The sequence below is a fragment of the Mesorhizobium sp. BR1-1-3 genome, from assembly GCF_020165455.1.
Classification (GTDB): Bacteria; Pseudomonadota; Alphaproteobacteria; order Rhizobiales; family Rhizobiaceae; genus Mesorhizobium; species Mesorhizobium ciceri.
Window position 1 is genome coordinate 90,498 of the sequence record NZ_JAIUIC010000016.1, and the last position, 18,315, is coordinate 108,812.

17 protein-coding genes are annotated in these 18,315 nt (G+C 63.3%); 7 read left to right on the forward strand and 10 right to left on the reverse strand.

Annotated features, from left to right (window positions below):
* The first annotated feature begins 79 nt into the window (after window positions 1-79).
* The 5 genes from LB559_RS28560 (at window position 80) to LB559_RS28580 (ending at window position 5,342) form a co-directional block, all read left to right on the forward strand.
* On the forward strand, window positions 80-1,207 hold the full coding sequence (locus LB559_RS28560) for a sugar ABC transporter substrate-binding protein (protein WP_013530863.1): 1,128 nt from the start codon (window positions 80-82) through the stop codon (window positions 1,205-1,207).
* A 79-nt stretch (window positions 1,208-1,286) separates the two neighbouring features.
* Window positions 1,287-2,834, forward strand: coding sequence for a sugar ABC transporter ATP-binding protein (locus tag LB559_RS28565; protein WP_024501534.1), 1,548 nt, complete (start codon window positions 1,287-1,289; stop codon window positions 2,832-2,834).
* Complete coding sequence (locus tag LB559_RS28570; protein ID WP_013530865.1) at window positions 2,831-3,811, forward strand: ABC transporter permease; 981 nt, start codon at window positions 2,831-2,833, stop codon at window positions 3,809-3,811. Before LB559_RS28565 ends, LB559_RS28570 begins: the two co-directional genes overlap by 4 nt.
* On the forward strand, window positions 3,808-4,794 hold the full coding sequence (locus LB559_RS28575) for an ABC transporter permease (protein ID WP_013530866.1): 987 nt from the start codon (window positions 3,808-3,810) through the stop codon (window positions 4,792-4,794). The genes LB559_RS28570 and LB559_RS28575 overlap by 4 nt, the downstream gene beginning before the upstream one ends.
* A gap of 2 nt (window positions 4,795-4,796) precedes the next feature.
* Window positions 4,797-5,342: a gluconokinase gene (locus tag LB559_RS28580; RefSeq protein WP_063172530.1), complete on the forward strand. Its 546-nt coding sequence runs from the start codon at window positions 4,797-4,799 to the stop codon at window positions 5,340-5,342.
* Here LB559_RS28580 and LB559_RS28585 read toward each other — a convergent pair.
* The gene (locus LB559_RS28585) at window positions 5,337-6,488 is read right to left on the reverse strand and encodes a hypothetical protein (RefSeq protein WP_224675546.1); all 1,152 of its coding nucleotides are present in this window, start codon (window positions 6,486-6,488) and stop codon (window positions 5,337-5,339) included. The genes LB559_RS28580 and LB559_RS28585 overlap by 6 nt on opposite strands.
* Window positions 6,489-6,652: 164 nt before the next feature.
* Window positions 6,653-7,603 (reverse strand): LysR family transcriptional regulator, encoded by a 951-nt coding sequence (locus LB559_RS28590; RefSeq protein WP_224675547.1) that lies wholly within the window; start codon window positions 7,601-7,603, stop codon window positions 6,653-6,655.
* A 73-nt stretch (window positions 7,604-7,676) separates the two neighbouring features.
* Here LB559_RS28590 and LB559_RS28595 point away from each other — a divergent pair, with 73 nt between their 5' ends.
* Together LB559_RS28595 and LB559_RS28600 are read left to right on the forward strand one after the other, a co-directional pair.
* Entirely contained in the window at window positions 7,677-8,099 is a 423-nt protein-coding gene (locus LB559_RS28595) for a DoxX family protein (protein WP_013530869.1), read from the forward strand.
* 42 nt (window positions 8,100-8,141) lie between these two features.
* The gene (locus LB559_RS28600; protein WP_013530870.1) at window positions 8,142-9,011 is read left to right on the forward strand and encodes an NmrA family NAD(P)-binding protein; all 870 of its coding nucleotides are present in this window, start codon (window positions 8,142-8,144) and stop codon (window positions 9,009-9,011) included.
* Between the two features lie 114 nt (window positions 9,012-9,125).
* On the opposite strand, the gene LB559_RS28605 is transcribed toward LB559_RS28600, so the two are convergent.
* From LB559_RS28605 to pbpC, 8 genes are all read right to left on the reverse strand, one after another.
* Complete coding sequence (locus LB559_RS28605; protein WP_013530871.1) at window positions 9,126-9,575, reverse strand: RrF2 family transcriptional regulator; 450 nt, start codon at window positions 9,573-9,575, stop codon at window positions 9,126-9,128.
* A gap of 256 nt (window positions 9,576-9,831) precedes the next feature.
* Complete coding sequence (locus LB559_RS28610) at window positions 9,832-10,818, reverse strand: sulfate ABC transporter substrate-binding protein (protein ID WP_224675548.1); 987 nt, start codon at window positions 10,816-10,818, stop codon at window positions 9,832-9,834.
* Window positions 10,819-11,189: 371 nt separating this feature from the next.
* Window positions 11,190-12,230, reverse strand: coding sequence for a sulfate/molybdate ABC transporter ATP-binding protein (locus LB559_RS28615; RefSeq protein ID WP_224675549.1), 1,041 nt, complete (start codon window positions 12,228-12,230; stop codon window positions 11,190-11,192).
* 13 nt (window positions 12,231-12,243) lie between these two features.
* The gene (gene cysW, locus LB559_RS28620) at window positions 12,244-13,128 is read right to left on the reverse strand and encodes a sulfate ABC transporter permease subunit CysW (protein ID WP_013530874.1); all 885 of its coding nucleotides are present in this window, start codon (window positions 13,126-13,128) and stop codon (window positions 12,244-12,246) included.
* Window positions 13,121-13,972, reverse strand: a complete 852-nt coding sequence (gene cysT, locus LB559_RS28625; RefSeq protein WP_013530875.1) for a sulfate ABC transporter permease subunit CysT — start codon at window positions 13,970-13,972, stop codon at window positions 13,121-13,123. The genes cysW and cysT overlap by 8 nt, the downstream gene beginning before the upstream one ends.
* A 21-nt stretch (window positions 13,973-13,993) precedes the next feature.
* On the reverse strand, window positions 13,994-15,019 hold the full coding sequence (locus LB559_RS28630; RefSeq protein ID WP_013530876.1) for a sulfate ABC transporter substrate-binding protein: 1,026 nt from the start codon (window positions 15,017-15,019) through the stop codon (window positions 13,994-13,996).
* 220 nt (window positions 15,020-15,239) lie between these two features.
* Entirely contained in the window at window positions 15,240-15,992 is a 753-nt protein-coding gene (locus tag LB559_RS28635; RefSeq protein WP_224675550.1) for a M15 family metallopeptidase, read from the reverse strand.
* Window positions 15,993-16,197: 205 nt separating this feature from the next.
* Window positions 16,198-18,279 (reverse strand): penicillin-binding protein 1C, encoded by a 2,082-nt coding sequence (pbpC, locus tag LB559_RS28640; RefSeq protein ID WP_063172525.1) that lies wholly within the window; start codon window positions 18,277-18,279, stop codon window positions 16,198-16,200.
* Between the last annotated feature and the right edge of the window lie 36 nt (window positions 18,280-18,315).

The window sequence follows — 18,315 nt, forward strand, 5'->3', positions numbered from 1 at the left end:
GGCGGGAGGTGCCGGTCCATCGCGCGAAAAATTCGCATTGCGAAACGAACAATCAGAACTGCAATCGGGAGGATTATCGATGATCAAGTCACTCGTTGGTGGCGTCGTTGCCGCCACTGCATTCGTCATGCTCAATTCGGCCGCCATGGCCGCCGGACCCGAAATCGTGTCGGGTCCCGCCGCTCAGGCGGACTGTTTCGCGCCGTGGAGCGCGGAGACCAAATTCTTCAAATATCCCAAGAAGGAAGGGCCGTTCCGCATCGCCTTCGCCAATGGCTATATCGCCAACACCTGGCGCATCCAGATGGTGCAGACGGCCAAGGCCTACGCCGCGCAACCTGAAGTCAAAGCCAAGATCAAGGAATTCAAGGTCGTCTCGACGGGCGAGGACGTGCCGGCACAGATCTCGGCGATCAACAATTTCATCGATTCCGGCTATGACGCCATCGTCACCGACGCCCAGAACCCGACGGCCTTCGGTCCGGTCATCAAGCGTGCCAAGGAAGCGGGCATCGTGCTGGTCGCCTTCGACAACATTCTCGACACCAAGGACGCCATCAACGTCAATGTCGATCAGAAGGGTCTTGGCGAATTGTGGGCCAAGTGGCTGGTCGGCAAGATACCGAACGGCGGCAAGATCCTGGAAGTGCGCGGCGTCGCCGGCACCTCCGTCGACACCGATCGTCACAACGGCATCCACGAGGTCTTCGATGCGTCCGGCAAGAAGTGGGACGTGACCGAAGTCGCCGGCAAATGGGATGACGGCGTGGCACAGAAGGTGACCGCGGATGCGATCGCCACCAACGGTCCGTTCGACGGCATCACCGGGCAGGGCGGCGACACCGGCATCGTGCAGGCGATGATCGACGCCAAGCATCCGTTCGTGCCGTTTGGCGGCGAGACCGAGAACGGCTTCCGCAAGTTCTGCGCCGCGCATTCAGCCGACGGGCTGAAGTGCTCGTCCGCGGGCTCGGGCCCGGCTCAGGTCGCCGTCGCCATCAAGACCGCGATCGCCGCACTCGAAGGCGAAGTCGTGCCACAAGAGGTGAAGCTGCCGCTGGCGATCGCCGAAGACCCGAACATGAAGGAAGGCACGGATTACTTCCCCAAGGAATCCGACAATTTCTTCGTCGGCAATTCCTTCCCGACCTGCGGCATCAATTTCAGCGCCCAGGAAATCATGGGTCAGACCAAGGAAAACCAGTAAATCATCGCTGGCTGTCACCTGGCGCCGCGGCTTGAGCCGCGGCGTTTGTCTCAATTCCACAATCGCCCTGGGAGGGCCGATGGACGGTGCGGCTCCGCTCTTTCGTATGGAAGGCATATCCAAGCGCTATGGCGGTGTACGCGCGCTGGAGAAGGCCGAGCTTGTTGTCGAAGCCGGCAGCATTCACGCCATTCTCGGTGAAAACGGCGCCGGCAAGTCGACGCTGATCAAGGTGATGGCAGGTGTCGTGGCGCCCGATGAGGGGCGCATGACGCTGGATGGGCGCGAGGCGACCTTCGCCTCTCCGGGTGCCGCCAACAAGGCCGGCATCGTCTGCATCTTCCAGGAACTGTCGCTGGTCCCCGAGCTAAGCGTTGCCGACAACATCGTCATTTCCGACCCGCCCAAACGCTTCGGCATGATCGACCGCAAGGCGCAGCGCCGCATCGCCGAAGAAGCACTTGCTCGTGCCGGCGCCGCCGACATCCACCCGCTGGCGCTGGTCAAGGACCTGCCATTGTCGCGCCGGCAGATGGTCGAGATCGCCAAGGCATTGGCACGCAAGCCGCGCATCCTCATCCTCGACGAGGCGACCTCCGCGCTGACTGCCGCGGATGTCTCGAAGATCTTCGCGGTGCTCAAGCGGCTGCGCGCGGAAGGGCTGGCGCTGCTTTACATCTCGCACCGCATGAACGAGATCGCCGAACTGGCGGATCAGTGCACGGTGTTCCGCAACGGCCGCAATGTCGCCAGCTATCCAGCCGGCTCGAAGAGTGACAATGAGGTGGTCGAACTGATGATCGGCCGCGAATACAGCCATATCTTTCCGCCCAAGCCGACGGCCGTGCCTGCCGCCGCGGCCCCCAGGCTCGAGGCCCGCAAGCTCTCATGGGCCGATCGGCTGCACGACATCTCGCTGACCGTCAGGGCAGGTGAGGTGGTCGGCCTTGGCGGCCTCGACGGCCAGGGCCAGCGCGAATTGCTGCTCGCCTTCTTCGGCGTGCTGCGCGGCCTCAGCGGCCAGATCCTGATCGACGGCAAGCCTGTGTCGATCACCAGTCCATCCGTTGCGCGCGACGACGGCATCGGCATGGCGCTCATTCCCGAGGACCGCAAGACCGAAGGGCTGATGCTGCCGATGACGGTGCGCGAGAACCTGTCCTTCGCCGCGCTCGACCGGTTGTCGAAAGCCGGCATCATCGACCGTGCCGCCGAGCAGCGGCTGATCGACGACATGGTCGGCCTTTTGGCGATCAAGACGGCGGGCCTCGACATTCCGGTCGGCGCGCTTTCGGGCGGCAACCAGCAGAAGGTGGTCATCGCCAAATGGCTGATGCGCCAGCCGCGCATCATTCTGCTCAACGATCCGACGCGCGGCATCGACGTCGGCACCAAGCAGGAGCTGTACCAGCTGATGCGCAAACTGGCCGACGCGGGTGCGGCGATCCTGTTCTACTCGACCGACTATGACGAGCTGATCGGCTGCTGCGACCGTGTGCTGGTGCTCTACGACGGAGCGGTCAAGCGCGAGCTGGTCGGCGCCGAGATCACCGAGCGGGCGCTGATATCAAGCGCGCTCAACATCCATGGCGAGGACAGCCCGGTGGGCCTGGGAGTGGGCGCATGAAGGATTGGCGTTACTGGCTGGCCGAGCAGCGCGGAACGCTGCTGGCGTTCGGCATCTTCATCGTCATGTTCGTCATCTACACCTCGAACCATCCGGCCGGCTTCACCGCCAATGTGGTGCAGACGGCGGCCAACAAGGGCGTGCTGCTCGCCTTCGTCGCCATGGCGCAGACGCTGGTGGTGATCACCGCCGGCATCGACCTGTCCGTCGGCATGATTTTTCTCCTCACCAACTGCCTGGCTTCGTGGCTGGTGGTGGGAACGCCGATGCAGACGACGCTCGGCGTCATCGCCGTGCTGGCGGTGGGACTGCTGTGCGGCGCCATCAACGGCGCCATCGTCATCTATGGCCGGCTGCAGCCGATTGTCGCCACCATTGCCACAGGCGCCGTCTATTACGGCATCGGCCTGTTGCTGCGGCCATTTCCGGGCGGCTCGGTCAATGAGGACCTGGCCGATGCGCTGACCGGCCGTGTGTTCGGCGTGGTGCCGGCAAGTCTCGTCGTGCTGCTGGCCATCGTGCTGGTGATCTGGGTGCCGTTCAGCCGCTCGGTGCTTGGCCGCGCCGCCTACGCGGCAGGCTCATCGGAGACGGCGGCCTACATGTCGGGTGTGCCGATCCGGCGCGGCAAGTTCGCCGCCTACACGCTGGCCGGCCTGCTGGCGGCGATCGGCGGACTGTTCCTGACCTTCTTCACCTATACGGGTGAGGCGGCCTATGCCAGCGGCAACTCCTACACGCTGTTTTCGATCGCCGCCGTGGTGCTCGGCGGGGTTTCGCTGTTCGGCGGCAAGGGCAGCGCCATCGGCGCCATCTTCGGCGCACTGGCTTTCCGCACGATCGGCGACCTGTTGTTCGTCTTCGATTTCGATCCGCTCTGGCAGCCGCTGTTCCAGGGCGTTATCCTGCTGGTCGCCGTCAGCCTCGGCGCCTTCGCCCTGTTTCGGGTCCGCAACCGGCTGGAGTGGTTCCTGTGAGCGAAACGACGCTTGGCGGCATTGCCGGCCGCATGCCCAGATTCATCCGCCGCGCCGATCCGGCGGTGCTGACGGCCTTTGCCTGCATCGTGCTTTTGCTGTTCTTCGGCAGCCTCTACTCCAGAAGCTTCCTGTCGCCTGAATATCTCCTGCAGCAGCTCAAGGTGGCTTCATTCCTCGGCGTCATCGCGACAGGCATGATGCTGGTCATTCTGCTCGGCCAGATCGACCTGTCGGTGCCGTGGGCGGTGGCGGCGGGCGCCATGATGGCCTGCGCCGCGGCGGCGTACGGCCCGGTCGGCGTGGCGTTGGCCATCCCGTTCGGCATCATCTGCGGCATGCTGATCGGCGTCGTCAACGGCATCGGCGTCGCCTATCTGCGCATCCCCTCGATGATCATCACATTGGCCACCAACGCTGTCGCGCAAGGGCTGATGGTGGTCTACACCGGCGGCTTCTCGCCGCAGGATTCGGCGACGGGCGCGATGCGCTACCTGGCGACCGGTTTCGCCATTCCGGGCGTGCCCAACGCCGTCATCATCTGGGCGCTGATCGGGGCCGCGATGGTGTTCGTGCTGACGCGGACCGGCTTCGGCCGCACCGTCTACGGCATCGGCAACCGCGAGCGCGCGGCCTATCTCTCCGGCATCGACACAAGGCGCGTGGTGATGATCGCCTTCGCCGTCTCCGGCGGGCTCTCGGCTTTCGGCGGCGTGCTTCTGGCCGGCTATGCCTCCAAGGCGGCGCAGTCGATGGGCGACGCTTATCTGCTGCCGTCGATCGCCGCGGTGGTGCTTGGCGGCACCTCGATCTTGGGCGGGCGCGGCTCCTATCTCGGCACTGTCGCCGGTGTCATCCTCATCACGTTGCTGCAATCCATCTTGTCGGTCATGCAGATGCCGGAGGCGGGGCGGCAGATCATCTACGGTGTCGTCATCGTCGCCATGCTGCTGCTCTACGGCCGCGCGCCGGCAAGCCGCTGACAGTGGACGAAGCGGCAGCACAGGCGCCGACGAGCGCCCCCGGCTCGGTGCCGGCCATCGTGGTTATGGGCGTCGCCGGCTGCGGCAAGTCGGCGGTGGGCATTGGGCTTGCCGCCGCTCTGGGCGTTACCTTTATCGAGGGCGACAGGCTGCATCCTCCGGAAAACGTCGCACGCATGGCAAGCGGCGAGCCGCTTACCGATCAGCTGCGCGAAGGCTGGCTCAACGCGATCGGCGAGCGCATCGCCGCGTCGGTGGGGCAGGGCAACGGCGTGGTCGCCGCCTGCTCGGCGCTGAAGCGCAGCTACCGCGACCGGCTGAGCGGCTTCTGCCCGGAAATCGTCTTCCTCTATCTGGAGATCGACCCTGGTACGGCCAGGCAGCGCGTCGGCAGCCGCAAGGGCCACTTCATGCCGGCGAGCCTGGTCGACAGCCAGTTCGCCATCCTCGAGCCGCCGGCTGCGGATGAGCGCGCCTCGAAACTCAATGCCACACGCCCGGTCGGTGAGCTCGTCGCCGCCGCGGTCCGCCTGATACGCCGGTCATGAGCCTTCATCCATTCCGATGCCGATGCTGTCCGAGACCTCGGTCAGCCGCTGCCGGCGGGACCACGTCAGCATCTGCTCGGGGTAGAGCTTCAGCGCTTCCAGCAGGCGGTCGCGCTTGAGCAGGATGTAGTGCGCCTGCACAGTCATGTTCTTGGCGCCATCCCTGGCCATGTCCGTTGCCGGGCTGACAGATGCCTCCGGCGTCAGCTCGGGGCTGAGCACGGCCCGGTATTCGATGAAGGGAACCACTTCGAAGGTCGACATGGCAAACAGGGCGGTCCTGCCCCTGGCGGCGAAATTCGCCGGTGCCGAGGCGAGATGCGTCCAGCCGCTTTCGCCCATGGCTGCCTCGGTGAAGGTCGTGCCGGCGTGGACGGTGTTGGTCATCGTCACCACGCCATTCCGCTTCAGGATCTTCTGGATGCGGATGGTGACCTGATAGGTGTCGTCGCGGCCAAAGACGACCCGGCTTTTCAGGAACCGGTTTTCGACATCGATCAGCGGCGGATTGAGGAAACGCAAGCCGAACGCCGATTCGGAAATACCGTGGGTGTTGACGCTCACCTGATGCGCTTCGATACCGGCCTCGTACAGCGCGCGCTTGCCGATGATGGTCTGGGCGGTGAACTGATCGCACCAGAGGATGGCGCCGTGGCCGCGCTGCAAGGCCGACCGCAGCCCCGCCAGCCCCTCCAGCCGGATCGTCGGCGACCAGCGGCCGGCCACCAGATGAGCGGCGAGCTGCAAGCGGCGGCGGTGGCGCGCTGCCAGCAATCCCTCGAACAGCTTGCGTGCATCGATACCATCGCCCAGCACCGCGAGCGTGGCGGCAGCGTAGGCCGGGAATTCCTTGCGCATATGGCGCTTGAGGCGAAACCTCGATACGCGGCCGCAGATCGGCGCCCACCACCGCACCGGCAGTGCCGCCGCCACCACGAGATAGAAGATAGACAGCAGGCCTTCGCGAAGATCCTTGTTGGAAAAGCGGCGAAGCCGGCCAGGGCGAACCAGCTTGCGGCTGAAGAAGCGTACATCCTCCGCCCGTTCCGGGACGAAGACGTCTGCGATGATTTCAGTGCGGAAACTGGCTGCCGACGGCAGCTTGCGGGCGGCCTTGCGGGATTTTTCTAACCACCACAGCCTCATCGGTCCAGCCCGTTCTTCGAACCCCGCTTTACTGCGTCGGCTTGGGCCGTGCAAGGTCATGTCCGCGCTCAAGACTTCTGCAGATTTCGCTTGCCCTAGACTTAAGACAAGCGCGCCGCTTACGAAGTGTTGATTTCGAGGGCCGGACGAAGATAGTCGTATCGCTATTCCATATATGGCGTCAGCACATCTTCGATCCATTTCATGAACGCGCGGACCCGGCGCGATAGATTGCTCCGATGTGCGACGACGAGGGACACGGCGAGCGGCCGGCGACGAAAATCGGGTAGGATCTCGACAAGCGCTCCACTCTCCAAGTATCGGCCAATGCCCAAGAGTGGCGCCTGGATCAGGCCGAGGCCGGCGAGGGCCGCTGCTTCGTAGGTCTGTGCGCTGTTGACGTGTAGCGCACCTGGCAACTGAAGCGTCGCGTAGCTGTCGCCGTCCGGATATTCCCATCCATAGGGTCGCGCGCCCAGCAGCGTCGAAAAATGAATTGCCCTATGTTCCTGACGCTGGAGATCTTCCAGCGATCGAGGCACGCCATGGCGCGCCAGATAGGCGGGACTGGCTGCGTTGGCCATGCGCAACAGGCCCAACGGGCGGGCAATCAGGGTCTCGTCGCGAATGGGTCCAAGCCGCAATACACAATCGAACCCCTCTTGAACCAGATCGACTTGCCGATCCGTACTCGACACCTCCAGCTCCAACTCGGGGTGAGCCGCCATGAAATCCGGCAAAGCCGGTACGATCGTTGTGCGCGCCACTTCGGTCGGAAGGTCGACCCGCAAACGGCCGCGAAGTGCCACGCGGTCGCCTGCGAACATCGAGTGCAAATCATCGACTTCGGCAAGCAGATCGCGGGCGCGGGCATGAAATGCGCGTCCGTCCTCCGTCAACCGCACGCTGCGCGTCGTCCGGTGCAGAAGCCTGACACCCACATCTTCTTCCAGCTTGCGGACCGCCGTTGAGGCTCTCCCCTTTTGGATGCCCAGGCTATCGGCCGCGCGGGTGAAGCTCCCCATTTCCGCGACCGTTGTGAAAATGAGGATGGGTTCGAGATTCTGCATTTTCGTGCCTCGGATTGTTCCCCAAAAAGAGAACAGTTGGTTCATTTTCTCGGCATTTATCACAGTTGAGAGGCACAGTAAGCTTCGAATATGGGATCTCCCCATCGGAGAATGACAAGTGTCCGAAACTGTGAACCTGCATCAGACACCGGAAACTATGACCTTGCATCGCGCCCTGTGGGCCGGCCGGATCATGAGCGCGTTTGTCGTCATCGCCCTGACGGCAGATGGCACTGTTCAGCTTTTCGCGCCGGCACAGATCGCCAGCATGTTGCAGGAAACCGGGTTTGCGATGGACCTGACCCGTGTCGTGGGTCCGATCATCCTCGCCTGCGCCATCCTCTACGCCATCCCGGTCACCGCCGTCCTCGGCGCGATCCTGGTGACGGGCTTTTTGGGAGGTGCCATCTGCGCCCATCTGCGCATCGGTGAGTTGGGGTCGCCGCCGGAAATCATCTCCCTGCTTCTGGGCGCGATGACCTGGGGCGGCCTCTATCTCCGCGATCCCCGTATCCGGGCCATTCTGCCGCTCATCCATTGAACCAACAGGGGCAGCTCTGTCCCCCGACATCAGGAGAAACACATGTTCCTAGTAATGGGAATCACGGGAAAAGTTGGCGGCGCAACGGCAGAGCATCTGCTGGCGCACGGCAACGAGGTACGCGCACTCGTCCGCAATCGCGACAAGGCGGCCAATTGGGCGAACCAGGGCGTGGAACTGGTAGACGGCGACTGGAATGATTCGGCAGCCATCGAGCGAGCCCTCAAAGGCGTCGAAGGCGCGTTCGTCATGTTGCCCCCTGTCTGGGCGCCGTCGCCCGATTACAAAGAAGCGAGGAGCGTGATTGCTAGCTATGTCGAGGCTCTGACCAAGGCAGCGCCGCCGCGAGTGGTTGCGCTTTCGTCGATGGGTGCGAACCGAACAAGCGGGCACGGGGTGATCGCGGCCTTGTCGCTTCTGGAGCAAGGGTTTCGCGGCCTGACATCGCCAACCGCATTTGTGCGCGCGGGGGGATTCTTCGAAAATTTCCTCTACGGCTTGCAGGTCGCGCAGGGCGGAATGCTGCCGGTCTACTACAATCCGACAAACCGGAAATCGACCATGGTTGCGACGAACGACATCGGCGCAGAGGTCGCAACCCTTTTGACCGGGTCGACGTGGTCAGGGCAGCGCATCGTCGAGATAGGTTCGATGGTCACCGCGGATGAAGTCGCGGAGCAGTTGGGTGAAGTCCTGAATCTCGCCGTGAAAGCCTTTGCAATTCCGCGTGCGGGGTGGGCGGAAGCGTTCGAGCAATTCGGCATCCCGAAGGGGCACTCCGGACCTGCCGAAGAAATGTTCGAGGCCGTGAATGCGGGATGGATGGACCTCGGTGTGGCGGGTACTGAGCACGTAGCGGGTACGACGTCCGCACGCGCTGTATTCGAGGCTGCGTCTAATGTGAACGGATAGGCCAAAACTGCATGAGGTTCTCCGTGATTTCGAGCTTCGCAACCCGAGATTTGGAGAACCTCTCCTTCAATGCAGGAATCTCTATCTGAACGCGATCAGCTTGAAGTCGGTGGTTTAGATCTGCGACGTCAGCTCGACCGGAAAATCGTCATTGTCGGCATCGCGCATGGCGGCGAGGCTGCGATTATCCAGCACTTCGGCGATTGCCTGCCGCACCTCCAGCATCATGTGGCGGACCTGGCAGGTCGCCTCGTCGCAATCCTCGCAGCGTTGATACTGCGTGCGGCTGGCGCAAGGGATCGGCGCCAGCGGCCCGTCAAGCACGCGCACGACATGGCCGATCTTGATTTCGGAGGCCGGCCGGGCAAGGCGGTAGCCGCCTTCCTTGCCTTTGCGGCTCTGGACGAAGCCGGCATTGCGCAATTCGCCCAGGATGGCATCGAGGAATTTCTTCGGGATATTGTTGGCCACAGCGATGTCATTGACGAAGGCCAATTGGCCGGCCGGCAGGCCAGACAGATGCACGAGGGCCTTGAGGCCGTATTTGCCTTTTTTTGTCAGCATGCCCAGATCAACCCATAAAAGCCCCAACCACTCGCATCTGGCGACTGTTTGTGTGCAAATAATGACGTCTTCGCCGCGCGATGATGTTTCGCGAAACAGCCACCAAATTGCACGTTAGGCATAAACGCGTTGATTCTTTGTAACGTTTTGCACTGAGAACGCGGATATTCCGCTGATAACCAGGTTATCGGCGTTCAAAAACGAAAAAAGCCGGCAGCGCGCCGGCTTTTTCGTCTGCTGTGCAGGTATCGCTGCCTCAGCGGCTGCCGTAGGTCTGGTCGAGCAGGCCGCCGGCGGCGAAATGCTCTTTCTGCACCTTGTCCCAGCCGCCGAAAACGTCTTCCACCGTCAGCAGCCGGACATCGGGGAAATCGGCCTTGTATTTCGCCGCCACAGCGGCGTCGCGGGCTCTGAGGCCGTTGCGGGCGGCGATGTCCTGGCCCTCCGGCGTGTAGAGGAAGTCGAGATAGGTCTTGGCCAGATCGCGCGTGCCGTGATCGTCGGCAACCTTGTCGACGATGGCGACCGGGAATTCGGCCAGCAGGCTGACCGAAGGCGTAACCTGCTCGAACTTGTCGTCGCCATACTCCTTGCGGATGCCGCGCGTCTCCGACTCGAAGGTGATCAGCACATCACCGATCTCGCGCTGCACGAAGGTGGTGGTCGCGGCGCGGCCGCCGGTGTCGAAGATCGGCACGTTGTTGAACAGCTTGGTGATGAACTCCTTCACCTTGGCGTCATCGCCCTTGAAGGCTTCCTTGGCGTAGGCGGTGGCCGCCAGATAGGTGTAGCGCGCATTGCCGGATGTTTTCGGGTTTGGGAAGATCACCTGCACGTCGTCGCGCACGAGATCGTTCCAGTCCTTGATGTGCTTGGGGTTGCCCGCGCGGACAAGGAACGAAGGCAGAGAATAGAAGGGCGAGGCATTGTCAGGGAAATCCTTCTGCCAGTCGGCCGAGACGAGGCCCTTCGTGACCAGGAAGTCGATGTCGATGACCTGGTTGAAGGTAACAACGTCGGCGCCAAGACCCTCGGCGATGGCGCGTGCCTGCGCCGAAGTGCCGGCATGCGACTGGTCGACGGTGACGCCCGGATGCTGGGCTATGAAAGCCTTGTTGACCTGCACGAACAGTTCGCGGCCGACATCATAGGATGCGTTGAGCAGTTTGTCGGCCGACCAGGCTTGGGAGGATGCAAGGAACAGGCCGGCGACGGTGGCAAGCCCGAGGAAAAATCGTTTCATGAAAACAGGCTCCGATGCAATGCGTTGATGGTCGGACCATAGCCGTGACGTATCATGCGCGACGAGGCATGCGCTGTCGGTTCGCGCCCTCGTCGTGGGAAAATATATCGCCTAAGTTGGCACCTGTTGGAATTCTGTTCCAGGAGATGGCTACCTTCGTCGGAGTTTTTCTGCGCCTTGTTTGCGGTGCTGCATGGCATATACAAAAGGCAGATACAAACAGCTGCCGCCATGCCCCAGAACCGTCATTCAACAACGCCGCCCAAGGAGGCGAAGCTGTTTCGCAACAACCGCAACCCAACACGGGAGAGTTCACCCGGATCAGGAATCTGAAGGTCGAAAACCGGTTGGCGTAGCGCTTGAGCCGAGAATCAAGCCGCCGGAAAAAGCTTCCAGCGGCCGGGGCGGAACGCCACCCGGTTTTTTTGCGCCGCGGGATGATCGACCGGCAACTCGATTTCGACCCGCTGACGCTCACCACCGATTTCAAGCTCGACCCGGCGCGTGCCGGCGACGCGCCGGCTGGCGGCGACCGTGCCGGCGATGCAGCCGCTGCAGCCGTCCAGCAATTCGACATCGTGCGGGCGGAAGTAGAGCGTCGCATCGCCCGAGGGCTCGTTGGGCGCGGCAAGCCCGATCGGACGGTCGGCGAGCCAGATCTCGCCATTCTCGACTTTGACGGGAAGCGAGCTCGATTCACCGATGAAGCCGTAGACGAAGGGCGAGTTCGGCGTGTCGTAGATGTCGTCGGCGGTGCCGACCTGCTCGATGCGACCCTGGCTCATCACCACGACGCGGTCGGCAAGCTCCAGCGCCTCTTCCTGGTCGTGGGTGACGAAGACGGTGGTGTGGCCGGTGGCGTCATGGATTTCGCGCAGCCAGCGGCGCAATTCCCGGCGCACCTGCGCGTCAAGCGCGCCGAACGGTTCGTCGAGCAGCAGCACCTTGGGTTCGATGGCCATGGCCCGCGCCAGCGCCACGCGCTGCCGCTGGCCGCCGGAAAGCTGCGCCGGATAGCGCTTTTCCAGCCCCGACAGCTGGACAAGGTCCAGAAGCTCGGAGGCGCGGCGGCGGATCTCCTGCGCCGGGGGGCGCGACGGCCCGTGCCGGACCTTCAGGCCGAAGCCGATATTGTCGGCCACCGTCATGTGCCGGAACAGCGCATAGTGCTGGAAGACAAAGCCGACATTGCGATCCTGGATCGACTTGTGCGAGGCGTCCTCGTCGCCGAAGAAGATGTTTCCGCGCGTCGGCCGCTCCAGTCCGGCGATCAGCCTGAGCAGCGTCGTCTTGCCGGAGCCGGACGGCCCCAGCAACGCGATCAGTTCGCCCGACTTGATATCGAGCGACACGTCGTGGAGGGCCGGAAACCGGTCAAACTCCTTGCGCACGTTGGCAACGCGAACTTCCATGCAAATCCCTCTGTCAGTGTCCGCGCGTCGCGGCGATCTCGGCGCCGTAGCGCATCTCGAGAAGTGTTTTCAAGACCAGCGTGACGAGCGCCAGGCCCGCAAGCAATGAAGCGACGGCGAAGGCGCCGACGGCGTTGTACTCGTTATAGAGGATTTCGACATGCAGCGGCATGGTGTTGGTCAGGCCGCGTATATGGCCCGACACCACCGAGACCGCGCCGAACTCGCCCATGGCACGCGCATTGCACAGGAGCACGCCGTAGAGCAGCCCCCATTTGACGTTGGGCAAGGTCACGTACCAGAAGGTCTGCCAGCCATTGGCGCCAAGCGAAAGTGCTGCCTCCTCGTCGCCATTGCCTTGCTCCTGCATCAGCGGGATCAACTCGCGGGCGACGAAGGGGAAGGTGACGAAGATTGTGGCCAGCACGATGCCCGGCACGGCAAACAGGATGACGATGCCATGCGCTTTCAGCCAGGTGCCGAGCAGCCCCTGGGCGCCGAACAGAAGCACATAGACGAGGCCCGATATGACCGGGGAGACCGAGAAGGGAAGGTCGATCAGCGTGGTCAGGAAGGCCTTGCCCTTGAACTCGAACTTGGCGATCGCCCAGGCGGCGGAGATGCCGAACACAATGTTGAGCGGTACCGAGATCGCGGCGACCAGCAGCGTCAGCCGGATCGCCGAGCGTGTGTCGGGATTGCCGAGCGCTTCGGTGTAGGCACCGATGCCCTTGGCGAAGGCTTCGTTGAAGACGATGATCAGCGGCAAGAGCAGGAAAATGCCGAGGAAGGCAAAGGCGACGGCCATCAGGGCCAGACGCGCCGGGCGGCTTTCCGTGACCGCCGCCGACTGGCTTTCATGGTGCGGTTCGTAAGATTTGATCTCCGGATCAGCCATAGCGCTTGCGGCTCCACGACTGTGCGAGATTGACGACCAAAAGCATGATGAATGACAGAGCGAGCATGATCGCCGCAATCGCGGTTGCCGCCGGGTAATTGTATTCCTCCAGCCGGATGACGATCAGCAGCGGCGCGATCTCTGATTTGTAGGGCAAGTTGCCGGCGATGAAGATGACCGAGCCGTATTCGCCGACGCCGCGCGCGAAGGCGAGCGCGAAGCCGGTGACGATGGCCGGCGCCAGGCCCGGAAACAGGATGCGGGTGATGATCTGGAAACGATTGGCGCCAAGGGTGGCCGCGGCTTCCTCCACTTCCTTGTCGATCTCCTCCATGATCGGCTGCACGGTGCGCACGACGAAGGGCAGGCCGATGAAGATCAGCGCGATGACGATACCCAGTGGGGTATAGGCGACCTTGATGCCGAGCGGCATCAGCAATTTGCCGATCCAGCCGTTCGGCGCGTAGAGCGTGGTCAGCGCGATGCCGGCCACAGCCGTCGGCAAGGCGAAGGGCAGATCGACCATGGCATCGACGATGCGGCGGCCGGGGAAGCGGTAACGCACCAGCACCCATGCGACCAGCGTGCCGAAGACGACGTTGACAGCAGCCGCGACGAAGGCAGTGCCGAAGCTGATTCTCAGCGCATTGATGGTGCGGCGATCGGTGGCGATCGCCCAGAATTCAGGCCAGCCAAGGGCGGCCGAGCGCCAGAGCAGCCCGGATAGCGGGATGAGAATGATGAGGGTGAGGTAGGCAAGCGAGAAGCCGAGCGTCAATCCGAAACCCGGAATGACGCTCGGCTGCCTGAATCGCCACCCCGCTTGGGCGGGTGCTGTGGTCATGTCGTCCTGAATATCGACTGCTTACTGGGGCTTGTAGATCTGGTCGAATATACCACCATCGCCGAAATGATAAGGCTGTGCTTTTTTCCAGCCACCAAACTGTGGATCGTCGATGGTTACAAGTTTGATCGGCGGCAGCTTGGCGAGGTCCTCGGCCGGCACCAGATCGGGCTTGGCAGGACGATAATGGTTCTTGGCGATGATCGTCTGCGCTTCCTTGGAATAGAGCCAGCTCAGATAGGCTTCGGCGATCTTGCGCGTGCCCTTGGCATCGACATTGGCGTCGACCACCGCCACCGGCGGTTCTGCCAGGATGGAGGTCGGCGGGTAGACGATGTCGAAATTGTCGGCGCCGAACTCGTCGAGCGCCAGATAGGCCTCGTTTTCCCAGGCGATAAGCACATCGCCGAGACCCTTTTGCGCGAAGGTCACGGTCGAACCGCGCGCGCCGGTGTCGAGCACCGGGGCATTGGCGTAGAGCTTGCCGACGAACTCCTTGGTCTTGGTCTCGTCGCCGCCGTCATTGGCGTTGGCGTAGGCCCATGCGGCGAGATAGTTCCAGCGCGCGCCGCCGGACGTCTTGGGATTGGGCGTGATCACCTGGACACCGTCCTTGACGAGGTCGCTCCAGTCGTGAATGCCCTTGGGATTGCCCTTGCGCACGAGGAAGATGATGGTCGAGGTGTAGGGCGCCGAATTGTTTTCGAATTTGGTGCGCCAGTCCGGATTGATCTTCTTCGACTTCGAGACGATGGCATTGATGTCGCCTTCGAGTGCCAGCGTCACCACATCGGCGTCGAGGCCGTCGATCACGGCGCGGGCCTGGGCGCCCGATCCGCCATGCGACTGCTGGACGGTGACCGTCTCTCCGGTCTCGGCCTTCCAATGGGCGACGAAAGCTTCGTCATAGGCCTTGTAGAGCTCGCGTGTCGGATCGTAGGAGACGTTGAGAATGGTGGTATCGGCAAACGCGAAACCGAGCGTGCCGAACTGGACAGATGTGGCGACCAGTGCGCCGAGCAGTTTCCTGAAATGAGGTTTGGTCATTTCTGCCTCCGTTGAACCCGCGCCAAATCTACCGAATTGGTAGAAATTAGATGCATTCAATGTTGCCTTTTTTGCCCCTCTTGAGAAAATGTTCGGCGCCATTTCGTCCTTTGGAGAAATATTTTCCTCTTGCGGCCAAAGGAAGAATCCATGGCCCTGCCACTCAGCCTATCTAGCAATGGGTAGTGCCGAGGCAAGGTGTGGAATTTGATCCGGTGCCTCAATCGGCGGTGATGGGAAAGTCGAAACGCTGTTTGGCGAACGGTTCGCTTTTCAGCGTGAAGTGCCACCATTCCCTTGCATAGTTCTTGAAGCCGCCGGCGCGCATGGCTTCGACAAGCATCTTGCGATTTGCCGCCGCTCCACTGGCAGGGCCGCGGTATGCGGTTTCGCTCATTGAATCAAAGCAGTCGAAACCGGTACCGAAATCGAGCGTGTCGGCATCCCCGGTGCCGCAGGCCGGGTTTGGGCTGGACCTGCGGTCCATCCGGGCGACGGCGACGTCGACGGTCGAGCCACGTGAATGAGTCGACAACTCTCCGACATAGCCCTTGGCGATCAGGTCGCTGCGCCTGACCTCCGGATACCATTGCGGATCGGGCGGCCCGCCCTGTTTTGTCCATTCGCCCATGTCGGCGACGGCGCGGGCAGGGCGGTAGCAATCGAACACCACCAGGGTCAGGCGTTTGGCCGCGATCGCTTTCTGGATGGCGGAGAGTGCCTTCGCCGCATCCTCGGTGAGGATGCAGACCGGGGCGTCATAGCCGTTCACCTTGCGGTGCAGAAAATTATCCGATCCGGCGTAGCGGATGTCCTGGCGGATCGAGGGGTCGACATCGGCGAGCCGGACAAAGCCGGCGGGGTCAGCGAGAGCAGGGAGGGTGATTGCCGTGACAAGGATTGTTGCTGCCAGTGCTGAGGCTGCCGACAGGAAAGGATCGCGCGAGGCACCCCCCTCTGCCTTGCCAGGCATCTCCCCCGCAAGGGGGGAGATTGGCAGCTTTGGCGTCCTGCTCCACCATTGATAACTGGCGAAAGCGGCAAGGACATCCGATCGCCCTCCTTGCGGGGGAGATCGCCGGCCGGCCAGAGGGGGGTGCCTCGGAACAGGCATGGGTGAGTATCCTGCTATCCGCTGAGCCTGTGGAAAGCCAATTCCACGAATCGCTTGCAGCCGTCTATTCGACAAACACCTTCACGCTCGCCGCACGTCCCGCGGCGTCGATGACGGTCAGCGTCGAATAGCCAGCGCCGTCGGGCTGCCAGGTCGCGGTGCGGCGACGGTCGATGCCCACCAGCGGCTTGCCGTTGGCCAGCCAGCGGAACGGCGCACGGCCGCCTTGCAGTTTCAGCACCAGCGGCGAGGCGTCGACCGAATTGGTGCCGAGATCGACGCGGGCGCCGTCGGGCGGGAAGATGATGGTCGGTGCGGGTTCGGTCACTGTCGCCTGCACCAGACCGTCCGCTCCGGCGCCGAAGCGGGCGAGCGTCACCGGCAGGTCCTCGCGCCTGGGGCTGAACAGTCCGGGCGGCTTGCCCGGCAAGGGGACGGCGACCAGGCCCGAGCGGACAAAACCGTCGAACAGGATGGGAGCGGCCGAGACATAACCGGACAGTCCGGGCACCGCGCCGGCGTCGGGACGGCCGACCCAGACACCGAGCACATAGCGGCCGTCGAAGCCGACCGACCACGCGTCGCGGTACCCGTAGGACGTGCCGGTCTTGTAGGCAATGCCGCGCTGCAGGGCACCCTCGGGCGGCTTGACGCCCGACAGTATGTCGATGATCTGCCAGTTGGCCTGACCGTCGAGGATGGTGGCGCTGGTGCGCTCGGCATTGGCCGGCTCGGTGCCGTCATGCAGCGTGTGCGTCTTGCCGCCATTGGCGAGCCCTGTGTAGAGCTGGACGAGGTCGCGCAGCGTGACGCCTACGCCGCCAAGGCCGATGGCCAGGCCCGGCGCCTCGTTGACCGGCAGTATGGGGCTGACGCCGGCCTGGCGGAAGCGCGCCATCAGCCGCGTTGGCCCGACCGCGTCGAGCACGCGGATCGCCGGCACGTTGAGCGACAGTTGCAGCGCTTGCCGGATGCTGACATCGCCCTGGTAGCCCATGTCGAAATTCTTCGGCCGGTAGCCGGAGAAATCGACAGGGCTGTCATCGATCAGCGTCTCCTGCGCCACCAGGCCCTGTTCGAAGGCAAGACCGTAGATGAACGGCTTCAGCGTCGAGCCGGGCGAGCGGACGATCTTTGTCATGTCGATCCAGCCGGAGCGGCTGGCGTCGAAGAAATTGGCCGAGCCGACTTCGCCGAGAATGTCGCCGGTGCGGGAATCGGCCAGCATCATGGCGACCGACAGGCGAGGGCCGAGCTTGGTGGCGGCGTCCCTCGCCACCTGTTCCAACCCTTCCTGGACGCTCTTGCGGATCGTCAGTTGCAAGGGCTGGCCGGGGACGGCCTTGGGCAGCATCGCATAGGCTGCATGCGCAGCGAGGGCCGGCAGGGTACGGCGCAGGCCCGACACATCGTCGAGGGCGGCACGCGCGGCCTCGCGCTCGCCGAGCAGGCGGGAGGAGACCATGCGGGTCAGCACCCGGTCGCGGGCGGCGTGGGCGATCTTCAAATTGCGGTCGGGCCGCCGCTTTTCCGGCAGCTGCGGCAGGGCGACGAGCAGGGCGGATTCGGAAACGGTGAGCCGTTTCGGCTCCTTGCCGAAATAGGCCAGCGAGGCGGCGCGCACGCCTTCCAGATTGCCGCCATAGGGCGCCAGCGTCAGGTAGCGTTCGAGGATTTCGCGTTTCGACAGCCGCCGTTCGATCTGGATGGCGCGCAGCATCTGCTTGATCTTGGAGCCGAGGCTGCGGCTTTCGCGCGGCTCGATCAGCCGGGCAAGCTGCATCGAAAGCGTCGAGCCGCCGGAAACGATGTGGCCGCTGGTGGCGAACTGGCCGGCGGCGCGCGCCAGCGCCAGCACGTCGACGCCCTCATGGTCCCAGAAACGTTTGTCTTCATAGGTGACCAGCATGTCGACGAATTGCTTGTCGACCTGGTCGAGCCGGGTTTCGAGCCGCCAGTAGCCGTCCGGCGTGGCGAAGGCGCGCAACAACTGGCCATCGCGGTCCTGGACTTCGGTGGAGACCGTGAGTTCGGCTGGAAGCGGGGGCGGGAAGGCGCGGTCGAGTTCCCAGAGGGACGCGGCGGAAAGGGCGAGGATGCCGGCGCACCCTGCCGCTCCAACAGCGAATTTGCGAAGCATCTTCATGGCAGTAAAGATGCCCCCTCATCCGGCCGCTTCGCG